Genomic DNA, 26,682 nt, shown 5'->3' on the forward strand with positions numbered 1-26,682 from the left:
TTACCCAAGCGTACACCTACTGTAAATGGGTGGGCAATCTATGTTCCAGCTTACTGATAGTGCAGAGCAAAGGGTGTACTGCTCCCGAAACTCACAAATAAATAAATCCTTGCGCCTGCTTTCAACAGTAATTCTGTGTACCGCCTATGCTGAACTCTCTTTGCGATAGTTTGGCAAAAAAGAGCGGGGCAATCACCAGTTGCTCATTGGCTATTGTGCGCTACACCGAGCGATGCTTTGCTCTCTTCACCGTCCCCACCTGAGGCAATAGGTGATGTGGAAAAACGGTGCAGAACAAAGTTGTCCTGGTCGCGTTGGATAAACAGGGTTGCCAAAACCCGCTTGCCGCCGCGACTCCAGGTGCTGTGGTCATGGGCATTGAGAGTCACAGTGATTTGGTTGAAGCCGGGCTTCAACAGTTTTTCCGGCAGGTGAACGTCGGCACCGTAGAGACGCTGTATTTTTTCACCGTTGATATAGAGGTGTGCGTGCCCCTCTAGGAAGCGTTGAGGCTTATCGCTGGCATAGCGGGGCGACTCCAGCTCAAAGCGGTCATAAGCAATATGTAAATTAAAACCGGACATGCGATCCCTGCTGATATCCAGTTCAATTCTCGGTGCGGCCATATGCACGGGGATTTCTATGACCGGATGTTGATCACCGTTGTGGCCAGCATGAGGATTGGGTTGAGCTGCCAGTGTGGGGCTGCTCGCCGCCATCAGCCAGGACAGGGACCCGGCAGCAAAAAACCTGTGTATTTTCATAAACTGCTCTCTCCTGGGGTGCGTCTCGGTTATTGGCCAACAGTGGTTGAACACCGGTTGACGATGGTCTGGGCATCCAGCTTTCCGTAGAAGCGGGGACCGAAGGTAAATGGGAAAGCTGGTATCAGTTTGCCATTGCTGTCTTCGCTCACCGTCAAGTGATAGTGGTAGCCGCGTTCACTGTCGCTATGGCCGTTATACTGGTCCAGGTAGGCACCGCCACGGGCGGTCAGGCTGGCATCCCAATAGTAATCCTCGTAAAAGAAGCCGGCGCTGGTGGTAAATTCATTGCCGGATAGGGAGGAGTAGCTTCCGTCGGTGGAGGGGCCGCTGCTGTTGGTGCTGACTACACCCTGGTCGATATCGTATTCATCGACCAGCAGGCAGGTACGTGCACCAGTCTCGCCGCAGCCACTGGCGGAATTGGGATTGTCATAGTCACGAATGGCCCAGCTGCTTTGTGCCAGCACGCCAGTATCTTCCCATGGGCCATAAATGGCGTAACCGTCGGCGGTGTATCCGTAAACCGGTGAGTGGCCATTGCCATCATCGCCTACCAGCTCCGCTAGGCAGCTGCTGTAGAAGTGGTGGTGGTAGTCGCCATTGGCCGCGTGACCACCACAGATATCCACATCATAGACTTCGGCGAAGGGCGCCAGGGTATGCCAGGTGTTGTTGACGGACTGGCCATCGCTCCACTGATAAATAGACGTGCCGTTAACCCAGTAGCCCTGCACACCGAGTCCAGCTTCACAGTCTTCAGTAGCGGCTTGCGGGGAGTTGGGGATAAAGCCCTCATGGGCAACATTTTCCGGACATACCGGTCCCGGCGGCCAAAACCCATAACCAGCATCGGAGCCACAGGAAGAATTACTGCGGTAGCCAATATCCTCACCGAATCTGATGACATCACCTACCTGTATTATGGGGCTGCCGCTGAGAAAATCGCTGTAGGCTTTCGGGCGGTTGAGCAGGCTGTCGAGAATTTCCTGGGTGATTTCAATTTGGTAGTTGGGGATACCGGTGGCGGAGATATGGGAATATTCCCTTCCATTCAGGCTTACAGACTCTACGCTCTGAACATTCACCAACACCTGCTCGTTGCTGCTACTTTCGTAAATAAAGGGAGCGCGCTCGCCGCTGGAATTTAAAACCCAGGTTGATTCGCTATCGGCTGAGTCCTGGGCATTTCCCTCTGAATTCTCGCTGTCCGTAGGAGTGTCGCTCGAATCTTCCGGTTCCTCACCAATTTCAGTGTTGTTTTCAATGGAATTGTTTGTTGTTTCGTCCAGTGTTTCCGCTGAGTCATCACCACTCTCAGTGGAGGATGTATCACTGATTTCTGTGTCGCTGGTTTCTGTGTTATCGCTATCAGTATTGTTTTGGGTTCCTCTGGTGACGGGGCCGCGAACAGGTATTTCCCTTACCGAGCGTTGGTCGTTATTGCGCCCCGAATTTGGGCTGGGCTGGGCAGCAACCTCAGCCACAACGGTCCAGGCCAGGAACCCGGCAAGAAAATACCCGATTATCTTCATGGGAAATTCACCTCAAGTAATGCTCAGTGTCATCGCCCAATCGTCGAAGAGCACCGGCTAACAATGGTTTGGTCATCCAGTTTTCCGTAAAAGCGTGGTCCAAAAGTGAAAGGGAAAGCCGGCACCAATTGAGCGTCATCGCTCAGGGTGACGGTCAAGTGGTAGTGGTAGCCGCGCTCTTCATCGGTGTGGCCGTTGTACTGGTCCAGGTAGGCACCGCCCTGGGCGGTCAGTTCAGGGTCCCAGTAATAGTCCTCGTAAAAGAAGCCGGCGGTAGTATCAAACTCGTTACTGGATAGAGAGGTGTAACTGCCGCTGGTGGATGGACCGGTGTTGTTGGTGCTCGTAGTACCCTTGCTGGTGTCGTATTCGTCGACCAACAGGCATGAGCGCTCACCGGCGATGCCACATCCAGTTTCGGAGCTGGGATCGTCGTAGTCGCGTACCGCCCAACTGCTCATTGCCAATTGGCCGTCGCCTTCCCAGGGGCCGTAAATTGCGAAGCCGTCGGCGGTATAGCCATAAATTGGCGAGTGGGCATCACCCACATCCCCCACCAGGTTTGCCAAACAGTCGCTGTAGAAATGGTGGTGGTAGTCGCCGTTGGCGGCGTGGCCACCACAGACATCCACATCGTAGACCTCGGCCAGGGGAGCGAGCGTGTGCCAGGTATTGTTGACGGACTGGCCATCGCTCCACTGATAAATGGAGGTACCGTTAACCCAGTAGCCCTGCACACCGAGGCTGGTCTCGCAGTCCTCTGTCGCGGCTTCTGGGGATTTGGGGATATAACCCTGATGTGAGACATTCTCCGGGCAGACAGGGCCGGGGGGCCAGAAGCCATAGCCGGCTTCTGCACCGCAAGAGGCGTTGCTGCGATAGCCGATATCCTGACCAAAACTAATAAAGTCTCCCTCTTGAACATTGGGGCTGCCGTTGAGGAAATCGCTATTGATTTTGGGGCGGGCCAGCAGGGCGTTGAGGATATTTTCGGTGATCAGAATTTCGTAATCGGGGATTCCGCTTGCAGATACCCGGGTGTATTCCTTACCGCTTACCGTAACCGATTCGACACTCTGCACATTGACCAGGACCTGCTCATTGCTGTTGTTCTCGTAAATAAAGGGGGCGCGTTCGCCGGTGGTATTGACGATCCAGACACCGGTATCCTCTGCACTGCCGTCATCCCCTCCAGTATCTTCGTCCTCGCTGTTGTCATCCCCGCTATCACTGTCGGTCGAAGTGTCGCTGCTCTCGCTACTGGTTTCTGTGTCGGAGGACGAACTCCCCCCACCACCGCAGCCCTGCAGAACGCCGGTGAGCAGTGTGAGAGCGAGGGCATAAGATAAAAGTGAGCGCCCGTCTGGATGGAGTGTTTCTATTATTTTCATGGATAACCCTGGCATCAAAGGAGAAGTCACCTGAAAGTACTGAAGAAAAGAGGACAAAATATGGACAATAACGGAGCCTGCGGAGCTGGTTTTCACGAGGAAAAAAATTTTCACAATTGCCTTTAAACGGACCTTTGCGTGAAAGGGGCTATGCCTGAAAAACCGTTTCTCCCTAATGGACCTTGGGAAGTCATTCATTTTCTCTATGCCAATTTTTTAGCGCGTTGAAAAAAAATTGGTGTGGCTTTCTGGTGGGGGATTGGCAATGTTAAATTTTGCAAAGTTTTCTGCTGGGACGAGCCATGAGAGGGCGTTACAGCTGTGGGGGTGAGCTTGCTAACCGCACCGCAGGGAAATCCCACAGCACGGTTAAACCGCACCAGCGCCTACAGATAACTACAAACCTTGAAATACTCAGGTTTACCTTGGCGGTGGCCCCGGCGGTATACCGCCGCCGACTTCGTCGGAGCAGACACTGACAATGGTCTGGCTATCCAGTTTGCCGTAAAAGCGCGGCCCGAAGGTGTAGGGAAAGGCTGGGGTAAGCTGTCCGTCCTCACTCTGAGTCACGGTGAGGTGATAGTGATAACCGCGTTCACTATCGCTGTGGCCGTTGTACTGATCCAGATAGGCACCGCCCAGGGCGGTCAGGTCACTATCCCAGTAATAATCCTCATAGAAAAAACCGGACTCGGTAATAAAGATATTTCCCGATAAAGAGGTGAAAGTATCGCTGGTGCTGGGGCCACTGTTGTCCAGTGCTTCAGTACCCTTGGTAAGATCGTACTCGTCGACTAGTAAGCAGGTACGCTCCCCGGCTATGCCACAACCACTGGGTGCGTCAGGATCGTCGTAATTGCGAATGGCCCAGCTGCTAATGGCCAGTTCTCCATCAGCCTCCCAGGGGCCGTGGATGGGGTAGCCATCGGCAGTGAAGCCGTAAATAGGGGAGTGACCATCGCCTGAGTCACCAACCAGATCCGCCAGGCAGTCGCTGTAGAAGTGGTGGTGATAATCGCCACGGGCTGCATGGCCGCCACAGATATCCACGTCGTACACTTCTGCCACCGGCGCCAAGGTGTGCCAGGTGCCATCCAATACCTGGCCATCGCTCCACTGGTAAATGGAAGTGCCGTTGACCCAGTAGCCCTGTGCCCCAAGCCCACTTTCACAACTTTCATCGGACACCTCCGGTGCCAAGGGAAAATAGCCCTGATGGGAGACGTTCTCCGGGCACATGGGGCCGGGGGGCCAGTAGCCGTATCCAGCACCCGTGGCACAACTCTGAGAGTTGCTGCTGTAGCCGATATCCTGGCCAAAGCTGACAATATCGCCGATCTGTACAATGGGGCTGCCGCTGACAAAGTCCGTGGCGGACTTGGGCCGATTGATCAGCCAATCGTATAGGTTGTCGGTGATTTCTGTTTCGTAATCCGGGATGCCGGTTGCGCTTACCAGGGTGTAATCCTTGCCATCTACCGTGACCGATTCCGCAGTCTGAACATTCACCAAAACCTGTTCGTTGCTGTTGGTTTCGTAGATATAGGGAGCGCGGGCACCCGTGGTGTTCAGAATCCAAGGGCCGCTGCCACCACCATTTCCTCCATCATCGCCATCACCCTCTCCGGAATCATCGCCCGGGGGAGGATCGGGGTCGTCCTGGTCACAACCTACCAGGCTTGTTGAGACTAGGATCGAGAGAAGGGCAAACAGGATTGCGTCGCGCCACAGCTGTCGCCGAAATAATAGGCTTTCCTCTTCTTGCATAAGTCACCATCCTTGATTGGGGGTTAGTAGGCTTAACCGGACGCTGGGCCCAGCTAGGGCTGAAACTAACGTGCAAAATGGGAAGCAATATGCAAGTTGGTTCTTGCGGCGGATGTTTCCTTATATCGTGCCGTAGAGTGAGATCGAGCTCTGAAAAATGAGGAAAGGGGCAGCCTCATTCCATAATCGGGGTATGGTGTAAGGCTGCCGATTGAAGATTTTTACAGGTTGAATTAACTGGCGGACAGAGGCTCTGTCGGGTTGACTTCCACACTGCGCTGGTGGGTATCGTGACGCAGCCACCACCAGGACAGGGTGCCGAGTAACAGGTTGGATGCGGCGGTTGCGGCAAACAGCCCGGTCATGCCCCAGAAATAGTTGCCGATCCAGGCCAAAGGCAGGTAGACACCGAGTACCCGCAGGAAAGAAATCATGGTCGCGGGTAGTGGTCGGCCCAGTCCGTTAAAGGCAGCATTGGCAGACATCACAAAACCGTAGCCGGCGTAGCTGAACGGCACCAGGCTCAGATAGGCCACAGCCACGGCAATAACCTCAGGGGAGTCGCTGAACAGGCGCACCACAGGTTCGCCGATAAAATACAGTAGTACCGCCAGGCCCGCTCCGAGCACTAGGCAAAAGCGCGCCAGCACACTGACGGTTTCCCGCAGCCGGTCTATGTTGCCAGCCCCGGCATTTTGCCCCATGAAGGGCCCCACTACGGCAGACAGCGCATAAAAAACAATTAGAGCTACAGGTTCGATCCGTAGGGCCACACCGAGTCCGGCCACGGCCTCGTCGCCGTGTACAGCCACCAGCGCCACCACCACACCACCAGCCATGGGAATAATCACATTGGTGAGAACTGCGGGCAGCCCTACGGCGAGGACTTTGCGCCAGGATTCGATCAGAGTGCCGAAGTGCCACTGAGGTGCAGCTACCAGGTTTTCCCTGCGAATCAGGTAATAGAAAGCGATAAAGAAACTGAGGGCGCGCACGACCACCGTAGCGATGGCCGCCCCCTGTAATTCCAGCCGGGGAAAACCCAGTAACCCGAAGATCAGAATGGGGTCGAGAATCAGGTTGAACAGGGCCACGCCCACCATGATTCGCCCGGTCAATGCACTGTTGCCGATAGCGCGCAGGGCTGAGAGAGCAATAGTGGGTACGATCACAAAAATTGTGCCGATATACCAGGGCACCATATAGTCCTCGATCAGCGGCATCAGCTCTTCGCTGGCGCCAAGCAGGGAAAAGAGGGGGCGAATAGTCAGAAGGCCGACGATGGTAATGACTAGAGAGATTAGCAACGCCAATACCGAGGCGTCTGTTACCAGCCGGCGTACATTGCTCACTTCCCTAGCGCCATAGGCGCGGGCCACTGCGGAGGAGGTGCCGGCGCCAAGGCCAATGGAGAAACTGTTGATGACCATCACCACCGGGAAGGTGAAGCTCATCGCCGCCAGGGGTGCACTACCTAGTTGCGAGACAAAGTAGGTGTCCACAATATTGAAGGACATTACCGCGAGGATGCCCCACACCATGGGCAAGGCCAGTCTCTGCAGATGGCCGGAAACTGAGCCTTCTAGGAGTGAGGGACTGCTTTTTGATAGCGACATTCTATAACTCTTTCCAACAAATCGGTTGAGTGGGCAGATTTACTCATACTGCCCTGGAGTGGCCTGACAATATAAAAACGGCTCGGCAGCATCGCCTGCGGAAAACTGCGCTGGGATGCGCAGCAAGAAAAAAGGGCTAAAAACGTCCGCCGTATGATTCTACGGTTGCGGTTCTGCCAGGGCGAGACTCATGAGTACAGCGTTCTCGCGCTTGCCGTTATCCGCGGGATAGTAATTCTTGCGCAAGCCATCCTCGGAAAAACCCAGTTTGCGGTAAAGTGACTGCGCGGCGAGATTGGAGGCTCGCACCTCCAACAGCAATCGCTGGATATCCACTTGCAGTTCACCGATAAGACGTTTCAACAGAGTCTCTGCCAAGCCGCGCCGGCGCCACTGTGGTGCTACGGCCACATCGAGAATCTCCGCCTCATCAAACAGTTTGCTGACGACACAGCAGGCGACAGTCTCAGTGCCGCTGTTGAGCAGCCAGCACTGGTGTCCGGCTTTAAGGCTTTGTAGATATTGTGTCTCACTCCAGGGGTGGCTGTGGGCACTGAGTGCCAGAGTTGCCAGGGCAGTACAGTCTGCCTCTTCGGCAAGTCGTAAAACCAGCCCGTTACCCAAGGGCATCATTGAGTGCGGGTCTCAGCGGGGTAGGCCTTGCGCAGAAGTTGCCAGAGCTCGCGCTTGCGTAGCGGTTGTTGCAATAACTGGGACAGGCTCGGCATGGGTAGGATACGTACTTCGCCCCAGTGATTGATATCGCTTTCAAGGGGTTGCGGGGTGCAGAATTCCTGTGCCTCTCGCCCCATCAGCCAGATAGATTGCACCGGGTAGCGCGAGCAGGAGGCTTCCAGCCAACTGGAAAAGGTATCGCGGGCCTCTGAGGCATCTGCCGCCGGACCGAAACGGTTTTCCACCATGGGCCAGTGCATACGCTCCTGTTGACGCGGTAGCTGGTGCCAGTTCAGTGCACGCACAATATTGCCGAACAGTGCATCGAGCGGCAGTGCGGCACCGGGCTCGTGGCTATCCACCGCCAGCAGGGTTTCGCCGAGACGCCAGCAGTTGAGCACGAAGGGCTTCACTTGCTGGCTCGGTGCCGTCACTGGGGTAGCGATGGCCGGCTTTTCCGGAGCCTGTACTTTTGTCGCGTTGGTGAGTGCGCTGATCTCTGCCGCGACAGTATCACGCTCTTTGGTGACAGGGGAGTCGACAATCTGTGCCGCAGACTGCGGCAGGGGATTAGTGACAAGCGGCAGCGGTTGCTCTATGGCCTCCGGCTCAGCCGGAGGCAACTTGGCCTGACGAGGCTCGGGAGCGAGAGGCAATACAAAGCGCGGCACATAGCTGGCTATGCCCAGTACCGACAGATATTCCGCTCGCTGCAGCTCGTTCACTTACACGCCCTGTTTCTTACTCTCACTGATGGCGAGCAAGTTTAACGCATCCATGTAGGCTTGTGCCGAGGCAATCAAAATATCGGTATCGGCACCCACACCATTCACCAGTCGGCCGTCCTTTTCCAACCGCACGGTGACTGATCCCTGGGAATCTGTGCCCTGGGTGACGGCGTTGACGGAATACAGTTTTAAATCGGCACCACTATTGACGATATGCTCAATGGCTTTGAAAGTGGCATCCACCGGGCCGCCGCCCTGGGCCTCGGTCTGGTGGGACTCACCATCGATAGATAGCTCGATAAAGGCCTGGGGCGCGCTGCCGATTTTAGTGCGCACATCCAGGTCGAGCAGCTTGAAGCGCTCCGCAGGCTCCTCGCGCAGGGCCACCAGAGAGTGGAGATCCTCGTCAAAAATTTCGTGCTTTTTATCGGCCAGTTCCTTAAAGCGCTGGAATACTAATTGGAACTCGTCGCTATCGGTGAAGGCGATGCCCAGCTCCTCGTAGCGGGCGCGTACCGCAGCCCTGCCGGAATGCTTGCCCAGCACCAGGCGGTTTTGTCCCCAGCCCACATCTTCGGCACGCATGATCTCGTAGGTTTCGCGGTGTTTGAGTACCCCGTCCTGGTGGATGCCGGATTCGTGAGCGAAGGCGTTGGCGCCGACGATAGCCTTGTTCGGTTGTACCGGGAAGCCGGTAATGGACGAAACCATGCGCGAAGTCGGCACAATATGGTTGGTGTCGATGCCGGTAAACACAGGGAAGAGATCCTGGCGGGTCTGTACTGCCATTACGATTTCTTCCAGTGAGGCGTTGCCGGCGCGCTCGCCCAGGCCGTTGATGGTGCATTCCACTTGGCGTACACCGTTCATAACGGCGGACAGCGAGTTGGCCACTGCCAGGCCCAGATCGTTGTGACAGTGAGTGGAAAAGATGGCCTGGTCGGAGTTGGGGACACTCTCGATGACCCGGCGGAACATGGCGCCGTACTCGCCCGGTTCACCATAGCCGACAGTGTCGGGGATATTGATAGTGCCGGCGCCAGCGGCGATCACCGCCTCAATGATTCGGTACATAAACTCCGGCTCGGAGCGACTGCCGTCCTCCAGGGAGAACTCCACATCGTCGGTAAACTGGCGCGCGGTCTTCACCGCTTTGACCGCCTGCTGCAGTACATCCTCTGGGTCCATCTGTAGTTTGTACTTCATATGGATCGGGGAAGTGGCGATAAATGTGTGGATGCGGGAGGCATTGGCTTTTTTCAGTGCCTCACCGGCGCGCACTATGTCGGCGTTGACGGCACGGGCGAGGCTGCAGATGCGGGATTCGGTCACGGCTTCGGCAACCGCTTGCACCGCTTCAAAATCTCCGGGGCTGGCGATGGCGAAGCCCGCCTCAATCACGTCTACACGCATACGTTCCAGCATGCGGGCAATACGCACCTTCTCCTCTTTGGTCATAGAGGCGCCAGGGCTCTGCTCTCCATCGCGCAGAGTGGTATCAAAAATGACTAATTTTTCTTTTGTAGTGCTCATTTCTGTCTTTTCTCCTTATTTGTTTCGAGGCTAAACAAGGGGCTTCGCCGCTGTCTACGCGCCGTCCAAATAAAGTTGGGAATTCTGTTCAGGGTGGGGGGGAGAAAAATTATATGCCGCGTAGGGGCAGTCGCAGCGAGAAAGCTAGGGCGAAATGGCAGTGGCTGTAGGTGCAGTTGTCAGTCTTCATATGTGGAGATACCGGCTTCGGACTGGATTTCGCACATTATGGATGTTATTTGATCTTTTGGTCAATGGTTATCCTAAGATTGCGCTTAAATATTCTTTTTGTGGTTAGTTCATCCTATTTTTACTCTTATTTTTGGGCGCCTATCTATATTTGGAGGTATTTGCCCCCAGGCTAATCAACGCATTAGGGGCCGAGGGGAGGGGCTATCTGGTGGGCTCTTTGGGAGAAGTGTCATCCAGTTTGTGTAGAAACTGCCAGAGATCTCCGTGGAGTTGCTTCACTTCAACACGGGTAATGTTTGAGCCTTGTAAGTTTTTCTGCACCCACTGCTTGGCCCGGGGTTTTAACGCCAGTCCAGCACTCGTGGCGGCAACTAAGGTAACACGCTCGTCCCATGGTGCGCGGCTTCTCTCAACCAAGCCGTGCTGCTGCATGCGCTTTAACAGTGGGGTGAGAGTGCCGGAGTCGAGCATCAGGCGTTGCCCAAGGGCGCCGAGGCTTCTGTCGTTACTGTTTCCTGCGCTTTCAGCTGGGCCTTCTTCATCTTCACTGGCCCATTCCCACAGCACCATCAATACCAGGTACTGGGGGTAGGTGATGCCCAGATCCTGCAGCATGGGTTGGTAGGCTTTCGTCATGGCCCTGGAGGCGGCGTAGAGGGCAAAGCAGAGCTGGCGGTTTAGGGCCAGCTCGGAATCGTCATCACAAATCACGGTTACAACATCCGTTCGATTTCTTCCTGCAGGGACTCTGGGGTGTCCTTTGGCGCGTAGCGCTTAACTTCCTTGCCATCCTTACTGATCAGGAATTTAGTGAAGTTCCACTTGATGCCCTCGGTACCGAGGAGTCCCGGTGCACGTTTCTTTAACTCCACAAACAGTGGGTGAGCAGTGGGGCCATTAACATCCAGCTTGGCGTAAACGGGAAAGCTGACGCCAAAGTTCAGTTCGCAGAACTCCTGGATTTCATCATCGCTGCCGGGTTCCTGCTTGCCGAACTGGTTGCAGGGAAAGCCAAGTACGGCCAGGCCGCGGTCTTTATATTGATCGTAGAGCGCTTCAAGCCCTTTATATTGTTTGGTGAATCCGCATTTGCTGGCAGTGTTGACCACAAGGATCAGTTTGCCCTTATAGTCTTCAAGGGATGTGGTTTCGCCGCTGGCGGTCTTGACTGGAATTGAGTAAAGGTCGGTCATGGTACGCTCCATCTATTAATATTGTGCACAATTTAATTGCGCACAATCTAAAATGCAAGGCTTTCAACTTATAGGGAAGATATCAGTAAGTTTTAATGCGGGCTTTATTGTGAGAATAATTATCAATTATATTATGCGCCCCATAACCAATATTGTTTGCAGCAACTGAAAAGGACTCTCCATGCGCCTTTCCCACTATCTGGTCCGCTTGTTTGTAGCGCTGCTGGCCATTTCGATAATCCCCGCCAAGGCCCAAAATGCGGGCCTCTCCGAACAGGAGCTGCGCCAGTTGATGCAAATGGCGGAATATATTGGCGTTGATTACTCGGCGGCAGTCGCCGGGGGCGAAATTATCAATGCCGATGAATACGCAGAAATGGAAGAGTTCGCCGAACTGTTGATCGACCGCGGGCAGAAGCTGGAAGATTCTGCCGAGGCCAGCGCAATTCGTGCGGAAGCCCAGGCTTTGCAGACGGCGATCCAAGGTAAAGCTGATATCGATGAGGTTCAGGTTCACACGGCCAGATTGCGTCAGGGGCTACTCTCTATTGCCCCGGCATTATCCTTGCCGAGCGACCTACTCAGCTTTGAGGAGAGTCGCGCGCTTTTCCAGACCCAGTGTATCGCCTGTCACGGTGTTGAAGGTCGTGGCGATGGCCCCTTGGCGGCGGGCCTGGAACCAGCGCCGACTAACTTCCACGAGCGCGAACGTGCCGAGAACCGCTCTCTGTTGGGTCTTTACGATGCCATCAGCAACGGAATCGACGGCACCGCTATGACTGCCTTTACAAATTTTACCGAGCAGCAACGTTGGTCCCTGGCTTTTTATGTGGGTAGTCTGGCATTTGCTGGAGAGAGTGCCTCTGCTGCAGATTCAAAACCGAGCCTGCAGGATCTGGTGATGTACAGCCCACAGGTACTGCGCAATGATCGCCCAGAAATCTCCCCGCAAGCGGTGGCGGCATTGCGAGCAGATCCGAGCGCTCTGTTTTCCACAAAGGTGCCAGAGGAAAGCTCTCCCATCAATGTGGCACGTACTCAACTCCAGGCATCGCTGGCTGCCTACCAGCAGGGCGACTTCACCAAGGCTCGCACCTTGGCTATTAGTGCCTACCTCGACGGTTTCGAAATGGCAGAAAACTCTCTGGACTCCCTGGATGAGGAACTGCGTCTAGCAACCGAGCGCGAGTTGCTGGGGTTACGCGCCCAGCTCAATGCCGATAGTGATCCCCAGCAGGTTCAGGCACAGGTTGAGAGAATCCTGCAACAGCTGGCCCAAGCGGACTTGCTGATGAAGGAGGGGAATCTGTCGGGTGCTGCGCTATTTATTGCGAGTCTGGTGATTCTTCTGCGTGAAGGGCTGGAAGCGCTGCTGGTGGTGATTGCTCTGACCACCATCCTGGTCAAAACTGGTCGTCGCGATGCCCTCAAGTTTGTGCATGTTGGCTGGATTGGCGCCTTTATTGCCGGCTTTGTCACCTGGATTGCAGCACAGACATTGATCACCATCAGCGGTGCCGGTCGTGAGGTGATGGAGGGCGTGGCCGCCTTGCTGGCCGCCGTAGTGCTTTTCTATGTGGGCTTCTGGATGCACAGCAAGACCCAGGCAGACGAGTGGCAGAAGTATATCCGTGACAGTATTAGTCGAAGCCTGAACGCGGGTGCCCTCTGGGGGATCGCGGGGCTGGCATTCATCGCGGTTTATCGCGAGATTTTCGAGACCATCCTGTTCTATCAATCCCTGTTAGCGCAGACCTCTGCCGGCCACTACGGCACCCTGTGGTCAGGCGTTGGCGCTGGTGTCGCTTTCCTTGCGGTACTGGGCTTTGCCTTGGTGCGTTACTCAGTGAGCCTGCCTATCGGCAAGTTCTTCAGTGTGACCACTTATGTGCTGTTGGCGCTATCGTTTGTGCTGGCAGGTAAGGCGGTTGCAGCGTTGCAGGAGGCGGCCTGGATTGGAATTTCACCGCTGCCGGTACATTTCAGTTTTGATTGGCTGGGTATCTACTCCACTTGGCAGGGTATCGGTTTGCAGGCTTTAGTGCTGGTTGGCGCCTTCTGGCTGATGAAAAAAGGTGGTGCTGCTACCGAGGCTTCAGCTAAGACAGCGTAAGTTGACGGTTTAAATCTTGTAAGGCACCTGCTCATCGCAGCGGGTGCCCTCAACCTAGAAGTATCTTTTTTCTATCTCATTTACCTGCCCCACTCACTTAACCAAGTGGATGTGCGCTATCTCCTGTCTATCTTTTCTGCTCTTTAGTTTTCCTTAAGATCTCGCATTCGTTTTTGCAGGCTTTCAGAGTCTGTATCGATACTCTCTACCGGTTGTCCTGCGATAACCAGGACTTCTGGAAATAAATGTCGCCTCTTTTTCTTTTGGGGCTTCTGCATTGAAATTTTGGTCTGGGGGGGAGCATGTAAGGCTATGGGAATAACCGGAACAGACTTTCGACGCAAAATTTCCTCAATATCTTTCAGAAATGGTTGAAGTTCGCCGTCTTCACTGATTTTTCCTTCGGGGAAAATACAGAGTAATTCACCATTTTCCAGGCTTTCCTCTATGGCTTTGTATGTGCGCTCACGGCTGTTTGGATCATCGAGATCTAAACCTATGGGAATGGCATCGCTCATACGTAAAATGCAGCGAAGCAGGCGGGATTTATAGATAGCGGGGTGAGCGACAAAGCGTATATAACGCTCGACGATATCCGCCAGTATCATAGGATCCAAAAAGCTGATGTGGTTACTGACAATGAGGGCGGGCCCCTCACTGGGGATTTGTTCAAGTCCCTTGAAGTTGACCTTATAGAGGGTTCGAGCGGGTAACAATAGCAACCCACGCAAAAAGAATTCTGGCAGTTTGGTAAATATCAGGCTGACGACCACCAGATTCAGTAAAGCGATAATCACAAAGTATTTTGGGATGGAGATCTGTAGGATGTCCAGGAAAGTAATGCTCACAAGGGTTGCTGCGACGATAAAGAGCGAATTGAGCATATTGCTGATGGCGATAATCTGCGCACGGATCTCTTCACTGGATCGGTCCTGAATCATTGCATAAAGCGGCACAGTAAAAATACCGCCAAAAATGCCAAAGAGAGCGATGTACAGAAGGATTAAGAAAGCACCCTGGCTGTTAAAAAATTGTGTCAGGTTTGCATTGGAGAGGGTATGAAAATTGCTGGAATGAAAACCCAGTGCTATGCCGGTGCAAGTAATGCCAATGGCCCCCAGTGGTATTAGTCCCGATTCAATACGCCCTCGGGATAACCAATTGCACAGCAGAGATCCAAGTGCAGTACCCACTGTGAGGCTACATAATAGCAGGGTGATCACATCTTCACTTCCTCCGAGGATATCGCGAGCAAAATTGGGTATCTGCGCCAGGTATGCCGTGGTAATAAGCCAGAACCAGGAAATAGCGATAATTGAATAAAATACCGAGGGCGTTTGCCATGCCGAGTAAATGACACGCATGGCGTGAACTACCGGATTCCAATTGATTTTTAGTTTTGGAGAGGGAGGCGGTGCCTTGGGAATAGCACAGCTAGCAAGATAGCCACTGAATGCTCCACACATCAATATAATGGCGATAAATGTCAATCCATGTTGGCCTGGATGGGTGAATCCGACCAGTAGAGTGCCGACGATTGTTCCTGCCAATGTACCAATAAAAGATCCCATCTGAATCAACGCATTGCCACCGAGCAATTCACTTCTATTTAGTTGTTGTGGAATTAGGGAAAATTTAGCCGCACTAAAAAGTGCGGCGTAGGTGCCATAACAAAAAATAACTGCCAAACTGAGGGCATAATGTCGGGTAAAAAGCGCAACAATACCCACGATACCAATGCCTATTTCGGCCATTTTATAGATTCTGATGAGCTTGCTTTTATCTATTTTATCGGCGAGTTGACCTGCAGAAGCAGAAAAGAGGAAATACGGCAGAATATACAGACTGGTGGCAATGTTGATCAGAGTATTGGCTTCTTCTTCCGTCATGCGGAATACGAGCAATACAATTAACGCATTTTTATACAAGTTATCACTGAAAACTGCTAGAACCTGTGTGATAAACAACGGCAAGAAACGCCGTGTACCGAGCAGCTTAAACTGGTTTTGAGCCATTTTTTATCGCTCTTGTGGGCTGCCCTCTCTATGGCGGTAGCTATTTGATCGCAATGGAGCTTTCGATAGAAAGCTGATTCTGTATGAATATAGCGAAAACCCTCTCTATGGCAGGCATTTTTGGCATGGATACCCGAATCCGCTGATGCTTGATGGGGGTGAGAGTATCTTGTCTTTGAATTGACAGGTTTTTACAGGGTATGAAATTGTAGTGATGCGCAATAGCCGAGGGCGAATCGGAGTTGCCGCTACCTCTTATTGAAGTATTTTTTAGCAAAGGTTGAGTCGTTTATATCCTTCGCAGTGATAGGCTGTCCGGCACTGATATGTACTTTGGGAATAAGACTAAACCTACTGGAATCATGGTTTTCTGATGCCTCATTGTGCAAGCCTTGCAGGACAAGCGGGATAATCGGGGCGCTTGTATCTTTCAAGGCTATTTTTAGCTGTTTTTCAATGTCAATGAATGCACTATTTCGGCGGTCTTGCGTGGGGAAAAGACACATCAATTCACCCTCCTCAAGTGCCTGGCATATTTCAGCAGAAAATTTGGCTTTATCCCTAGATGGCCCATAAACAATGGGTGCAACATTGTAGTTTTTAAAAATGAAGTGAATTAATGGGGCTTGATAAAAACATTGGGGCAGAATGAAGCGAATAGGCCTTTGTAGAGTATCTATTAATAACAGGGGGGCCAGTCTGACAGTGTCGTTACAAATTAGCAGGGCGGCGCCTTTTTGGGGTATTTGCTTGAGCTGCCCATAGGTGGTGCGGGCAAAAAGATGTGAGGAGAGCCAGACCAGCAGGTGCACAATAAATTCTGGCAGTTTGTAAAATAGTAAAGCCATTACGGCGAAATTTATCAGCGCCATCAGAATAAACAACTGAGGAATGGCAATTTTTACCGCATCCAGAATGAAAATATTAATCAGTGTAATGACCGTAGTAAAAAGGGCATTCATTACATTGTTCAATGACAGGACCTGAGCGCGTACGGTGCGGTCAGTCCTGTCCTGCATGATGGTGTAAAGGGGCACGATAAAAATGCCACCTGAGATGCCCAGAAATGCTGTGTATATCAGTACGGCATAGGCGCCGTCACTGCGCAGGTATTCACTGAGGGATGCCCCGGACAGGGTTTGAAACTGAGCGGTGGTAATGCCGAGGCCCAGCCCTGCCAGTGTGATTCCCAGGGCACCAATGGGTACTATGCCAAATGTAATACGTCCTCTGGATAGTGTTTCACACATCAGAGAACCCGCCGCCACACCAATGGACAGGCAGCACAGGATAGTGGTGATGACCGGTTCGCTGGCCCCCAGTACATTCTTAGTAAGGCTGGGTACCTGAACCAGGTAGGTGGCACTGACTAGCCAGAACCAGGAGCAGGCGAGAATTGCGTAGAAAACCGATGGATTTTTTGCGGTTAGCTGCAGTATGCGCCAGGCTTGCGAGACAGGATTCCAATCGATACGCAAATCTGGTGCTGGTGCTGGTGCCGGGGGGACTCGGCGACTGACGAGATAGCCCAAGACAGCCACCACTGTCATAGTCGCGCCCAATTCTTTCAGTCCAGGCTGACCTGGATTGGTATATCCGGCTAGTAGAGTACCGATAATAGTCCCGCTTAACATGCCCGCAAAAGAGCCCATCTGAGCAAGCCCATTGCCTCCCATCAACTCTCTGCGCTTTAGATGTTGGGGCAGAATGGCATATCGTACCGGGCTGAATATGGCCGTATGGGTCGCCAAAAGGAAGAGCACAATAAAGTTAATAGCTTGATTGTTATAAATCAGGCCATAGACTCCGAGTATAACGATAAAGATTTCTGCTAATTTCAAAATCCTGATTATTTGGCTTTTATCATATTTGTCTGCCAACTGGCCGGCGGTTACTGAAAAAAGAAAATACGGCAATATATAAAATCCAGTTGCCAGGTTGATTAAGGCGTCGGCTTTTGCCTCGGATAGACGAAATGCCAGCATTACTAAGAGCGAGTTTTTGAAAATATTGTCATTGAAAGTGGCGCTTGTCAGTGAGAGAAATAGAGGTAAAAAACGGCGCTTAAAAAGGAGCGTGAACTGGTTGTGTTGGGCCATTGGCACCTATCCATAGTTGGGCTGCTTCCAACAAGCGGGTACAGTAACTGAATTGTTAGCTTGAAATAGTGTGAATGGTAAATAGCATAGGGTAGGAATAGGAACTTTTAATATTGGGCTAACAGTAGAAATTTCTGCCAACAATAAGGGTGTCTATAGTCTAGTACTATTAACGTTTAGAATTCTTTATAGTCTCTGATGTGGTTTGATAGAGGGCCTGATGAGTAATGTTATTGCTACTAAAGGGTTTTCCAGCAGTCATAAATACTTTGCCGCTTAATTTACCCGCTGTTTTTTTTCCTTGAATGATTATTGGGATAATAGGAGTGGCTAGATGTTGCAAAAAGTCATCCAGCTGCATTTTTAATTTTCTGAATGATTTAGACTGTGCTGTTTGATCGAGTATTAAACACAATAGTTCCCCACTGTGTACGGACCTCTCTATCTCAGCAAGTGCTAGATTGTCCTCCGTCATCTCTTTCGTACCATAAATTATTGGAGGTGTACCCCCTTCGTTAAGTGAAAATCGTAATACTTTGTTTTTATACAAGGATTGGGGGAGTATAAATCGAACCGGGCGGAGTAGAGTGTCGTAGATAAGTAGGGCGGCGCGGTAATCTATAGAGGCACAGATAAGCAATGCGGCCCCATTTTTGGGAACCCTTTCCAAATTTTTACTCTGTACTCTAGCCAATACATTTGAGTAGATCCAGGTGATCTGATGAACCAGTAATTCAGGCAGCTTGATGCAGATAAAAATCAAGGTGATGAGATTTAGAACTGCCGTGAATATAAATAGCTGCGGAATGGATATTTTTATGACGTCCAGTAGGTATATGTTTAATAAACAGATAAACATGACAAATATGGCGAAAAACATATTGCTGAGCGCGAGAATTTGTCCGCGCACCTGCTCTTCCGCTCGGTCTTGAATAATGGTGTAAAACGGTACGATAAAAATGCCACCGAAAAACCCCACTAGAACGGTGTAAATCAGAATAGGAATGGAACCATCGCTCTTCAGAAATTCAGTTATATTGGCTCCAGATAGGGTATGGAATTCCATTGCGCTAAAACCCAACCCCAGACCCGCCATAGTGATCCCAATACCGCTAAGTGGCACGACTCCAAAAGTAATACGACTCCTAGACAGACTTTCACATATTAGTGAGCCCAGTACCACGCCAATTGTCAGGCAGCAGATCATTAGGGTAACTACCAGCTCGTTTGCGCCAAGTGTATTTTTAGTAAAGCTGGGAAGCTGGGCTGAAAAGGTGGTACTTATCAACCAGAACCAGGAAGTGGCAAGGATCGAATAAAAAACGGAAGGGTACTTTATTGATTGGCGCAGGATCTCCAGAGTCTGTGTTGCCGGATTCCAATTAATTTTCAAATGAGGCGCTGCCGGCGGTGCTAATGGAATTGCCAGACTGCTTAAATAGCCTAATATTGCGGTAAATAACATGGTTAGGGTGAGATATAAGACCCCATGTTGTCCAGGCTTAATAAAATCTGCGATTAATGTCCCTGCAATTGAACCACCTAGGGCACCGACAAACATCCCCATCTGTGTCATCCCGTTGCCACCCATGAGTTCTTGTCGTTCCAGGTGTTGGGGCATAATTGCATAGCGTACAGGGCTGTAAAAGGCTTCGTGGCTTGCCAATAGAAACAGAACAAAAAAGCTTAAGGGGCTATTATTGATAAAAATTGCAAAGGCACCAAGAAGTACAATGGGTATCTCCAGTAATTTAAACAGCTTTAATAATGTACTTTTATCATACCTGTCAGCCAATTGACCCGCGGTAATTGAGAACAGAAAAAAAGGTAATAGATAAAGTCCGGTGGCAAGATTGATTAGGGCGTTGGCTTCAGATTTTGCTAAATGAAAAGCAAGAATGACCAATAACGCGTTTCTGAAAAGGTTATTGTTGAAGTAAATGCTAACAAGAGTGAGGAATAGTGGCAGGAAACGGCGTTTTTCCAGTAATTGGAACTGATTTTGTCGAGCCATTACCACTTCCTTGCATGGGGTTGCTCGCTTACAAGCGCTTGTTCGTTACTAGGTCCCTTCGATAAATTATGAAACTTGTGCCTCGCCCCTAATAGCTCTCACCTTATGAAGATGGGGGTTACTTTTTATGGGGTTACATTTAAGGGAACTTGGATAAGCATAGGTCAGTTGTACGGCGACAATACTCCCTAGCTTTTTGAGTGGCTTGGCACATCAAGCATTGATAATAGGCGCTAGATTATTGGGCTGGTTTTGCTCCAGCCCAATGAGGTGACTAAATTCCTATCTTAATTCTCCACGAAGCTCTAGAACTTCTTCGCGCAAAGCTTGTGCCTGGGCTTTGGGTGCCTCAACCGGGGAGCCTGCTACGACAGAGATTTTGGACCAAAAGCGCCTTGGCAGCGTGGTGAAGGCCTGTCCGCCTTTATGGCTGAAGAAGCTGCCCCAAAGTCCACGCAGAGCCATGGGTATAACCGGGACTGGGGTGCGCGTTAGGATCTTTTCTATGCCGGTTTTAAACGGTTGTAATTCGCCATCCTTAGTGAGCTGACCCTCGGGAAAAATGCACAGCAGGTCACCATTTTTTAAACCCTGTTCAATCTCCCTGAACGCCTGCTCATAACCTACCGGGTCTTGTGACTTTGAGCAGATGGGGATAGCGCGCCCGGTACGGAAGATAAAGTGCAGTACTGGGATTTCATAAATGGGCTTATACATGATAAAGCGAATCGGCCGGCGTACGGCGCCTGCCAGTAGCAGAGCATCCACATAGCTCACATGGTTGCATACAATCAGGGCCGGTCCCTCTGTGGGAATCTGCTCCAACCCTTGGTGCTTTACCCGATACATGGTGTGGGAGAGCATCCAGATAAGAAGCCGCATGGCGAACTCTGGCACCTTGGCAAATACAAAGACTGCCACTACAGCATTCATCAGCGCGATGATCAGGAAAAACTGTGGGATCGAGGCTTGCAGTATATTCAGGAACAAAATACCCATCAGCGCCGAGATCACCATAAATAAGGCATTGAGGATATTGTTGACCGAGATAATCTGAGCGCGAATCTCTGCTGCTGAGCGGTCTTGCATCATAGCGTAGAGGGGCACTATGTAGAGACCGCCGAAAATACCCAACATTACGATACAGGTAAGAATGGCGAGGGCGCCATCGCTGTTGAAGAATGCGGTTAAGGTGGGCTGCTGTAATTCCTGGAAACTATTTCCGGCGAAGGATAGGGCGATGCCGGCAATGGTGAGACCGGCTGCACCCAGTGGCACCAAGCCCAGCTCGATATGACCGCCGGATAAGCGTTCGCACAGCATGGAGCCCAGTGCAATGCCAATGGTGAAAGCACATAGCAGCAAGGTGACAAGTGATTCATCCCCTCCCAGCACGTTTTTAGTAAAGCTGGGAATTTGAGTCAGATAGGCTGCGCCCAGTAACCAAAACCACGAGATGCCGATGATGGCATAGAAAATCGAGGGGGTTTTGGCAGTGGTACTTAAGATTCTACGGGTTTGCGTGATGGGATTTGGGTTGATATGGAGATTTGGCGAGGGCGCGGGGTTCTGAGGAATCCAGCGGCTCGCCAGATAACCGCATATCGCGGCTCCCATAATAACCATGCCCAGATAGAAGAGCCCCAGTTCCCCCTGCCCGGTTAACCCTGCGAGCAGGCCACCGACAATGGTACCGGCGAGGATACCGACAAAGGTACCCATCTCCACCAGGGCATTGCCTCCAACCAGCTCTGAGCGCTTCAGGGACTGAGGCAGGATGGCGTATTTCACAGGGCCAAAGAACGCAGATTGCACCCCGAGCAAGAAAAGAACGGCGAGACAAAACAGGTGGTTGCCACTGTAAAGGGCACCAATGCCAAGGGCGCCAATCACGATCTCGCCCAGTTTGATCAGCCTGATTAAGCGGCTCTTATCGAATTTGTCCGCCAGCTGGCCGGCGGAGGCAGAAAACAAGAAAAAGGGCAGGATAAACAGGCCAGCGGCGATGTTGATCAGCGCATTAGCTTCGCCCTCCACAAGGCGGAAGGCGATCATCACGATCAGCGCATTTTTATAGACATTATCATTAAAAGCGCCCAAAAACTGGGTAATAAAGAACGGCAGAAAACGGCGACTGGCAAGCAGTTGGAACTGGGTGCGATGGGCCATTGTTGATATCTCTTATGAAAGCACGCTATCCATCTTAAGCCATTGAGGCAAGGAGTTGTCCAGCCTGTAGTGGCAACGAAATTAATGGCACGAAAGTGAGGGAGTATGTTGGGAGTTGAGAGGCTGGATAGAGGAAAAATGAGTTGGGAAACCGGCCGCCTGGGCGGCCGGTAGTGTTCAAAACTGGCAATTATTAGTCGGATTTTTCCAACGTTTACCAGATCTTCACGCGCTCCTCTTTCGGCAGGTACATGCCGTCGCCTTCTTTCACATCGAAAGCTTCGTAGAAGGCTTCGATATTGGGCAGAACACCTTTCACCCGGTACTCGGCGGGGGAGTGGGTGTCTACCTTCATACGGCCGCTCAGAGCTTCATCGCGAATCTTACTGCGCCATACCTGCGCCCAGCCCATAAAAACGCGCTGATCGCCGGTAAAGCCATCAATTACCGGGGCTTCTTTGCCGTTTAGAGACATTTTATAGGCTTTGTAAGCGATGCCCAGGCCGGACAGGTCACCGATATTTTCACCCAGAGTCAGGTTGCCGTTAATGTGTTCGTCCTCTAAGGGTTCGAACGCATCATACTGGGAAACCAGTTTGCTGGTGAGGTTCTCAAAGTTACTGCGATCGGAATCGGTCCACCAGTTGTTCAAATAGCCCTTGCCATCAAACTTACTTCCCTTGTCGTCGAAGCCATGACCGATTTCATGGCCGATAACACCGCCAATACCGCCGTAATTCACTGCGTCGTCGGCGTTCATATCAAAGAAAGGCGGTTGCAGAATCGCCGCAGGGAAAACGATCTCGTTCATTGAGGGGTTGTAGTAGGCATTCACCGTCTGTGGGCTCATGCCCCACTCACCGCGATCGATAGGTTTGCCCAGCTTGTTGCGATCGTAGCTGGCTTCAAACAGGTTGGCCGCCAGCACGTTGGCCACCAGATTGTCGGCATCCACCTTGAGGGCGGAGTAGTCGCGCCACTTGTCTGGGTAGCCGATCTTGGTGGTGAAGTTTTCCAGCTTGAACAGTGCCTGCTTGCGGGTTTCCTCTCCCATCCACTCCAAAGACTCGATGGATTCACGGTAAGCGGCTTTCAGGTTGTCCACCAACACGGTCATACGTGCCTTGGCTTCCGGCGGGAAGTACTTCTCCACGTAGCGCTTACCAACCAGCTCACCGACTGCGCCATTCACGAACTCCACACCGCGCTTCCAGCGGGGCTCCATCTGCTCTACACCGTGTAGCTTGGTGTTGTAAAAGTCGAAATGTGCCTGGGCAATGTCACTGTGCATGTAGGGCGCCATGGCAGAGAGTACCTTGACTTTCAGGTAGCGCTTCCAGGTGGCTATGTCAGTTTCTACGATGATCTGGTTGGCGGCTTCCAGGTACTCGGGCTGGCCCACAATAAAGCTGTCGGCCTTGGCCAGTTTTGCGGTTTTCAGGTAGCTGTTCCAGTCCACCGCGGGCATCAGTTTTTTCAGCTCAGCAACAGATTTCTTGTTGTAATACTTTTCGGGGTCGCGGTTATCCAAACGGGTGCGATGATGTTTGGCCAAGCTCTCTTCCAGCTTAAAGATTTTACTGGAGAACTCCTCGGCATTGTCGAGCTCGGCCAGCTCCTGGATTTGTACCAAGTACTCTTTATAAGCTTTACGTAGACCCTCGCTCTTCTCGGTATCTTCGAAATAGTAGTCGCGGTCCGGCAGGCCCAGGCCAGCCTGCCATAAGAAGGTGATGTATTCTTCGACCTGCTTCAGGTCCTGGTAAATGCCGCCACCGAAGGGTACGTCATATCCGGCGGTATCGGCATAGGCGAAGAAGTCAGTCAGATCTTTGCGGGTTTTGATCGCATCGATCTTGGCGAGCTCGGAGGAAACGGCGGCAATGCCTTTCTTCTCAATCAGCTTTTCATTCATAAAGCTGTTGTAAAGATCACCGATCTGCTTGGCATCGGCACTGCTGGCGCCTTTGCCGGCCTCCATAATCAGTGTTTTAACTTGTTCGGTACTTTTGTCTCGCAAGATTGAGAAGCCGCCCCAGCGGGACTTGTCTGCGGGAATCTCGGTGTTTTTCAGCCAGGTACCGTTCACATATGCGAAGAAGTCATCCTGTGGGCGCACGCTAGTATCCATGGCACTGAGGTCGATGCCAGAGGAGAGTTGTGTCTGCTCTGCTGCGGCCTTGTGATGGCCTGAACCGCTGTGGTCGTGGGCCTGGGCTGTTAGAGATAGCTGGGTGCCGGCGAGGATGCCTGCAATAGCGATAGGTAATAGTAGTTTTTTCATTTTGGCTAAATTTTGCTCAGCTGAATCAAGCGTACATGGTAAAAGGGGACACTGAGGTTGGGCAAGAGGGCTGCGTCTAGCGGCGGAATGACTGCGGCAGATGGTGGCTTCTTTCAAGTCATGGCCAAGCTGACAAAGTGGATAAGTAGGAATAGGTAAAAAGCCCCACGGGGTGGGGCTTTAGCGTGAGTAGTTCAGTCAGGCAAATTAAAGGTAATTGGTAGCGAGAAGCTGAAGGTCTCCTCTCCCAATTGTGGCGGTACTGCGGGGTAGGGGGCCGCTCTCTCTACGGCTGCGTGGGCCTCGCGGTTGAGAGTGCTGAAGCGGGATTCCTGTACCGCCTGAATATCCTCCACTTCACCGCGGGAGTTGATTACGACATTCAAGCGTACACTGCCCTCCTGGCCACGCTCCTGGGCGCGTTTAGGATAGCGAATATGGCGGTAGGTATGGCGCAGCAGATTGGAGGTGTAAATTTGGCGAGCGAGTATCATACCGGCGGTCAGGGGCGCCTCCTCTTCCTCTTCAAACTCCTCATCCATATCGACAACAGCCGTCTCTTCAGGGCTGCTTGCCGCCAGTTGAGTTTGTTTGCTATTACTTTCACCCTCCAGTTCCAAGGGCTCTCCCTTCACTTGTGAAAGTGAATCTGTAGACTCAGCCACCTGTTCAGTAACTGTCTCGGCGACCTTTAATGGTTTAGAGACCGCGGGGGTTGCCGGAGTCAGTGTCATGGTGGGAGGGGCGAGATCCACATCAACCAATGTTGGCTTGGCTAATTCTTCCTCTTTCTGAGGGGCCTGTGCCGCGGCCAGGGCTTCCTCCTGCCCAATCTGCTTCAGCTGCAGCTCAGCAATGCGTTCGCTGCTGGGCTTCAAACTCTCGAAAGTGGAGCGAAGGGAAGCCGGTAAATCACCTGCGGAAAGCAGGCCATCGCGGAAATCCGTCGATGGGGGCACTGGGCCGATCCAAGCGCGCAGTAGGGTGTTGAAAAAGTCCGGGTTGGCTATCTCGCCCAGATTGATGCCATTGAGGGAAACCGTGGTGATACCGCTGTCGGCAGCGAAGTCTATGGTCAATTGATCCCCGCGATACAGACGCCCTTTAAAAAGGTTGGCGAAGGTCACCATATCCTCGGCCTGACTGCTCAGTGTGTCGCCACGGTTATTGATGGCGATACTTTCCATCCACTGGTTTCGAAAGCGGCGTGCGGGCAGGCTCTTGGCCAACACTCGTACTTCCAGACGTCGCGGTGTATTTGCGTTGTAAAGATTGGCAGAGTCACTAGAGAGACTCTCCGAATAGATGGCGGCGATATAGAGCTCTTTATTAAATTGTTGTTCGAGCGCAAGGCCATTTAAGAGCGGTGTAGCTGAGACATTTACAGCAAATGTTAACACCCAAAGTGAGAAGACAATTTTTATCGATTTCATTGTTCTATGGTGTCTGCATGTCCGGAAGCGCGAGCTCCGGTTATTAAGATTGAGGTGTCCCTCCCCGGTGCACACAAATCCTATGAAAGAGTGCGCATTGAAAGTGTGAGCGAGCACACTGTGCTCAACACTTCGCCTAACTCTACTGCAACTGCAATGGAGTTCAAGTCTAGAGAGGTTAGAATGCACTCCCGCACAGTATCGCGGGTCTAGGGCGGGAAACGATTGTCATAGTCATCGATGGGTGTGGCAGACCGATATCGTTTAGAATCCGGCCTCGCAAAGCGGCATTCGCCATGTTTTGCGGAAAAATGGAAAAGTTTTCACTAATTTTGCGGTATCTATGGAAATTAAACCCCTTATTGACTATCCGCGGGAAGCTGTCGATAAGCTCCTTAACGTTATTCATTTGTTTCGTGATATTCGTGCGGCCAGTGAGTGGCAGTACGACGTACTGTTAAAGCGCTCCAGGCTTTTGAGTTTGCAGCCGGGTGAGCAGTTACTGCGCGCTGGCGATGTCGATCAGTGGGTTTTTTTCCTGTTGCGGGGTGAACTACAGGTCCAGGTGGAGGCTAGCAGTCACGGGGGGGAGCGGACTCTGGCGACTATCCGCCCTGGGGAGTTATTTGGTGATCTCTCTATGTTGTTGGCGGAGCCCCGTAGCGCCAATGTTTTTGCCGCACACAATAGCCGTGAGACCCAAGTACTCGGTCTCGATTGCACCCTGTTTGGCGATTTGGAAGATTTCTCCCTGTTGCAGCTGCCGACAAAGTTGACGTTTTATCGCAATATGGTGCACTCGCTGCGCTGGAAGCTGGAGGTATACCGCTCCAAATATCCGAGCCATCAGTTGGCCGACAGCCACCGTAAATTAAAACTCTATACCGGGCCGAAGAATTGTCGCGAGGAGTTGGTTGCTTTGGCCGATCAGGCCAGGGCCCTGGCGAGAATACTTCTCGACTGGAATGCGGAATTTGGTTCCGGTGAATTGATAGATGATGAGTCGGACATGCTCGGATTTTTGGAATCAATGCTATCTTAATTTCCTCTAAAATGATGCGGCTAGTGTTTCCTGTGGATGAACCTGGCCGGTCACCCCCTGCTATTTCGACATATTTTCCGGCCCTGCCCGCGAAGTGGCTACCCCTTCTTATACTCATT

Annotated in this window: 18 protein-coding genes; 2 read left to right on the forward strand and 16 right to left on the reverse strand. The window is 51.9% G+C overall.

What is annotated here, in order from left to right; translation table 11 throughout:
• Positions 1-203: 203 nt before the first annotated feature.
• From LC073_RS05305 to LC073_RS05350, 10 genes are all read right to left on the reverse strand, one after another.
• Complete coding sequence (locus LC073_RS05305) at positions 204-764, reverse strand: hypothetical protein (protein ID WP_226644452.1); 561 nt, start codon at positions 762-764, stop codon at positions 204-206.
• Between the two features lie 29 nt (positions 765-793).
• On the reverse strand, positions 794-2,299 hold the full coding sequence (locus tag LC073_RS05310) for a YHYH protein (RefSeq protein ID WP_226644455.1): 1,506 nt from the start codon (positions 2,297-2,299) through the stop codon (positions 794-796).
• A gap of 29 nt (positions 2,300-2,328) precedes the next feature.
• The gene (locus tag LC073_RS05315; protein ID WP_226644456.1) at positions 2,329-3,690 is read right to left on the reverse strand and encodes a YHYH protein; all 1,362 of its coding nucleotides are present in this window, start codon (positions 3,688-3,690) and stop codon (positions 2,329-2,331) included.
• A 420-nt stretch (positions 3,691-4,110) separates the two neighbouring features.
• Positions 4,111-5,457, reverse strand: coding sequence for a YHYH protein (locus LC073_RS05320; protein WP_226644457.1), 1,347 nt, complete (start codon positions 5,455-5,457; stop codon positions 4,111-4,113).
• A 233-nt stretch (positions 5,458-5,690) separates the two neighbouring features.
• Positions 5,691-7,073 (reverse strand): MATE family efflux transporter, encoded by a 1,383-nt coding sequence (locus LC073_RS05325; RefSeq protein ID WP_226644458.1) that lies wholly within the window; start codon positions 7,071-7,073, stop codon positions 5,691-5,693.
• Between the two features lie 159 nt (positions 7,074-7,232).
• Positions 7,233-7,706 (reverse strand): ribosomal protein S18-alanine N-acetyltransferase, encoded by a 474-nt coding sequence (gene rimI, locus LC073_RS05330; RefSeq protein ID WP_226644460.1) that lies wholly within the window; start codon positions 7,704-7,706, stop codon positions 7,233-7,235.
• Positions 7,703-8,473 carry a uracil-DNA glycosylase family protein gene (locus tag LC073_RS05335; RefSeq protein WP_226644463.1) on the reverse strand — a complete coding sequence of 257 codons (771 nt, stop codon included), beginning with the start codon at positions 8,471-8,473 and terminating at the stop codon, positions 7,703-7,705. Before LC073_RS05335 ends, rimI begins: the two co-directional genes overlap by 4 nt.
• Positions 8,474-10,009: a 2-isopropylmalate synthase gene (locus LC073_RS05340; RefSeq protein ID WP_226644464.1), complete on the reverse strand. Its 1,536-nt coding sequence runs from the start codon at positions 10,007-10,009 to the stop codon at positions 8,474-8,476.
• A gap of 393 nt (positions 10,010-10,402) precedes the next feature.
• The gene (locus LC073_RS21800; RefSeq protein ID WP_319004706.1) at positions 10,403-10,912 is read right to left on the reverse strand and encodes a MarR family winged helix-turn-helix transcriptional regulator; all 510 of its coding nucleotides are present in this window, start codon (positions 10,910-10,912) and stop codon (positions 10,403-10,405) included.
• A gap of 2 nt (positions 10,913-10,914) precedes the next feature.
• Positions 10,915-11,394 (reverse strand): glutathione peroxidase, encoded by a 480-nt coding sequence (locus tag LC073_RS05350; RefSeq protein ID WP_226644467.1) that lies wholly within the window; start codon positions 11,392-11,394, stop codon positions 10,915-10,917.
• Between the two features lie 181 nt (positions 11,395-11,575).
• On the opposite strand from LC073_RS05350, the gene LC073_RS05355 reads away from it, so the two are divergent.
• The gene (locus tag LC073_RS05355; RefSeq protein WP_226644469.1) at positions 11,576-13,507 is read left to right on the forward strand and encodes a cytochrome c/FTR1 family iron permease; all 1,932 of its coding nucleotides are present in this window, start codon (positions 11,576-11,578) and stop codon (positions 13,505-13,507) included.
• Between the two features lie 143 nt (positions 13,508-13,650).
• Here LC073_RS05355 and LC073_RS05360 read toward each other — a convergent pair whose 3' ends face one another.
• The 6 genes from LC073_RS05360 to LC073_RS05385 all read right to left on the reverse strand — a co-directional run bounded on the left by LC073_RS05360 (position 13,651) and on the right by LC073_RS05385 (position 25,521).
• On the reverse strand, positions 13,651-15,522 hold the full coding sequence (locus LC073_RS05360) for an MFS transporter (protein ID WP_226644471.1): 1,872 nt from the start codon (positions 15,520-15,522) through the stop codon (positions 13,651-13,653).
• A gap of 248 nt (positions 15,523-15,770) precedes the next feature.
• The gene (locus LC073_RS05365) at positions 15,771-17,621 is read right to left on the reverse strand and encodes an MFS transporter (RefSeq protein ID WP_226644473.1); all 1,851 of its coding nucleotides are present in this window, start codon (positions 17,619-17,621) and stop codon (positions 15,771-15,773) included.
• Between the two features lie 169 nt (positions 17,622-17,790).
• Positions 17,791-19,635, reverse strand: coding sequence for an MFS transporter (locus tag LC073_RS05370; RefSeq protein ID WP_226644474.1), 1,845 nt, complete (start codon positions 19,633-19,635; stop codon positions 17,791-17,793).
• A 282-nt stretch (positions 19,636-19,917) separates the two neighbouring features.
• The gene (locus LC073_RS05375) at positions 19,918-21,804 is read right to left on the reverse strand and encodes an MFS transporter (RefSeq protein WP_226644476.1); all 1,887 of its coding nucleotides are present in this window, start codon (positions 21,802-21,804) and stop codon (positions 19,918-19,920) included.
• A 214-nt stretch (positions 21,805-22,018) separates the two neighbouring features.
• Positions 22,019-24,088, reverse strand: coding sequence for a M13 family metallopeptidase (locus LC073_RS05380; RefSeq protein ID WP_226644478.1), 2,070 nt, complete (start codon positions 24,086-24,088; stop codon positions 22,019-22,021).
• Positions 24,089-24,282: 194 nt separating this feature from the next.
• Positions 24,283-25,521 carry a TonB family protein gene (locus LC073_RS05385; RefSeq protein ID WP_226644480.1) on the reverse strand — a complete coding sequence of 413 codons (1,239 nt, stop codon included), beginning with the start codon at positions 25,519-25,521 and terminating at the stop codon, positions 24,283-24,285.
• A gap of 343 nt (positions 25,522-25,864) precedes the next feature.
• Between LC073_RS05385 and LC073_RS05390 the strand changes: the two genes are divergently transcribed.
• Positions 25,865-26,563, forward strand: a complete 699-nt coding sequence (locus tag LC073_RS05390) for a cyclic nucleotide-binding domain-containing protein (RefSeq protein WP_226644483.1) — start codon at positions 25,865-25,867, stop codon at positions 26,561-26,563.
• Positions 26,564-26,682: the final 119 nt, after the last annotated feature.

It is taken from the genome of Microbulbifer variabilis (assembly GCF_020524905.1).
In the GTDB taxonomy this organism is placed as follows: domain Bacteria; phylum Pseudomonadota; class Gammaproteobacteria; order Pseudomonadales; family Cellvibrionaceae; genus Microbulbifer; species Microbulbifer variabilis_A.

Bases quoted from the DNA above. Each gene is read 5' to 3' on its own strand.
- LC073_RS05320 (WP_226644457.1), bottom strand. From the start codon at position 5,457: ATGCAAGAAGAGGAAAGCCTATTATTTCGGCGACAGCTGTGGCGCGAC.
- LC073_RS05340 (WP_226644464.1), bottom strand. From the start codon at position 10,009: ATGAGCACTACAAAAGAAAAATTAGTCATTTTTGATACCACTCTGCGC.
- LC073_RS05385 (WP_226644480.1), bottom strand. From the start codon at position 25,521: ATGAAATCGATAAAAATTGTCTTCTCACTTTGGGTGTTAACATTTGCT.
- LC073_RS05380 (WP_226644478.1), bottom strand. From the start codon at position 24,088: ATGAAAAAACTACTATTACCTATCGCTATTGCAGGCATCCTCGCCGGC.
- LC073_RS05390 (WP_226644483.1), top strand. From the start codon at position 25,865: ATGGAAATTAAACCCCTTATTGACTATCCGCGGGAAGCTGTCGATAAG.
- LC073_RS05355 (WP_226644469.1), top strand. From the start codon at position 11,576: ATGCGCCTTTCCCACTATCTGGTCCGCTTGTTTGTAGCGCTGCTGGCC.
- LC073_RS05325 (WP_226644458.1), bottom strand. From the start codon at position 7,073: ATGTCGCTATCAAAAAGCAGTCCCTCACTCCTAGAAGGCTCAGTTTCC.
- LC073_RS05365 (WP_226644473.1), bottom strand. From the start codon at position 17,621: ATGGCCCAACACAACCAGTTCACGCTCCTTTTTAAGCGCCGTTTTTTA.
- LC073_RS05315 (WP_226644456.1), bottom strand. From the start codon at position 3,690: ATGAAAATAATAGAAACACTCCATCCAGACGGGCGCTCACTTTTATCT.
- LC073_RS05350 (WP_226644467.1), bottom strand. From the start codon at position 11,394: ATGACCGACCTTTACTCAATTCCAGTCAAGACCGCCAGCGGCGAAACC.
- LC073_RS05370 (WP_226644474.1), bottom strand. From the start codon at position 19,635: ATGGCTCGACAAAATCAGTTCCAATTACTGGAAAAACGCCGTTTCCTG.
- LC073_RS05310 (WP_226644455.1), bottom strand. From the start codon at position 2,299: ATGAAGATAATCGGGTATTTTCTTGCCGGGTTCCTGGCCTGGACCGTT.
- rimI (WP_226644460.1), bottom strand. From the start codon at position 7,706: ATGATGCCCTTGGGTAACGGGCTGGTTTTACGACTTGCCGAAGAGGCA.
- LC073_RS05375 (WP_226644476.1), bottom strand. From the start codon at position 21,804: ATGGCCCATCGCACCCAGTTCCAACTGCTTGCCAGTCGCCGTTTTCTG.
- LC073_RS05360 (WP_226644471.1), bottom strand. From the start codon at position 15,522: ATGGCTCAAAACCAGTTTAAGCTGCTCGGTACACGGCGTTTCTTGCCG.
- LC073_RS05305 (WP_226644452.1), bottom strand. From the start codon at position 764: ATGAAAATACACAGGTTTTTTGCTGCCGGGTCCCTGTCCTGGCTGATG.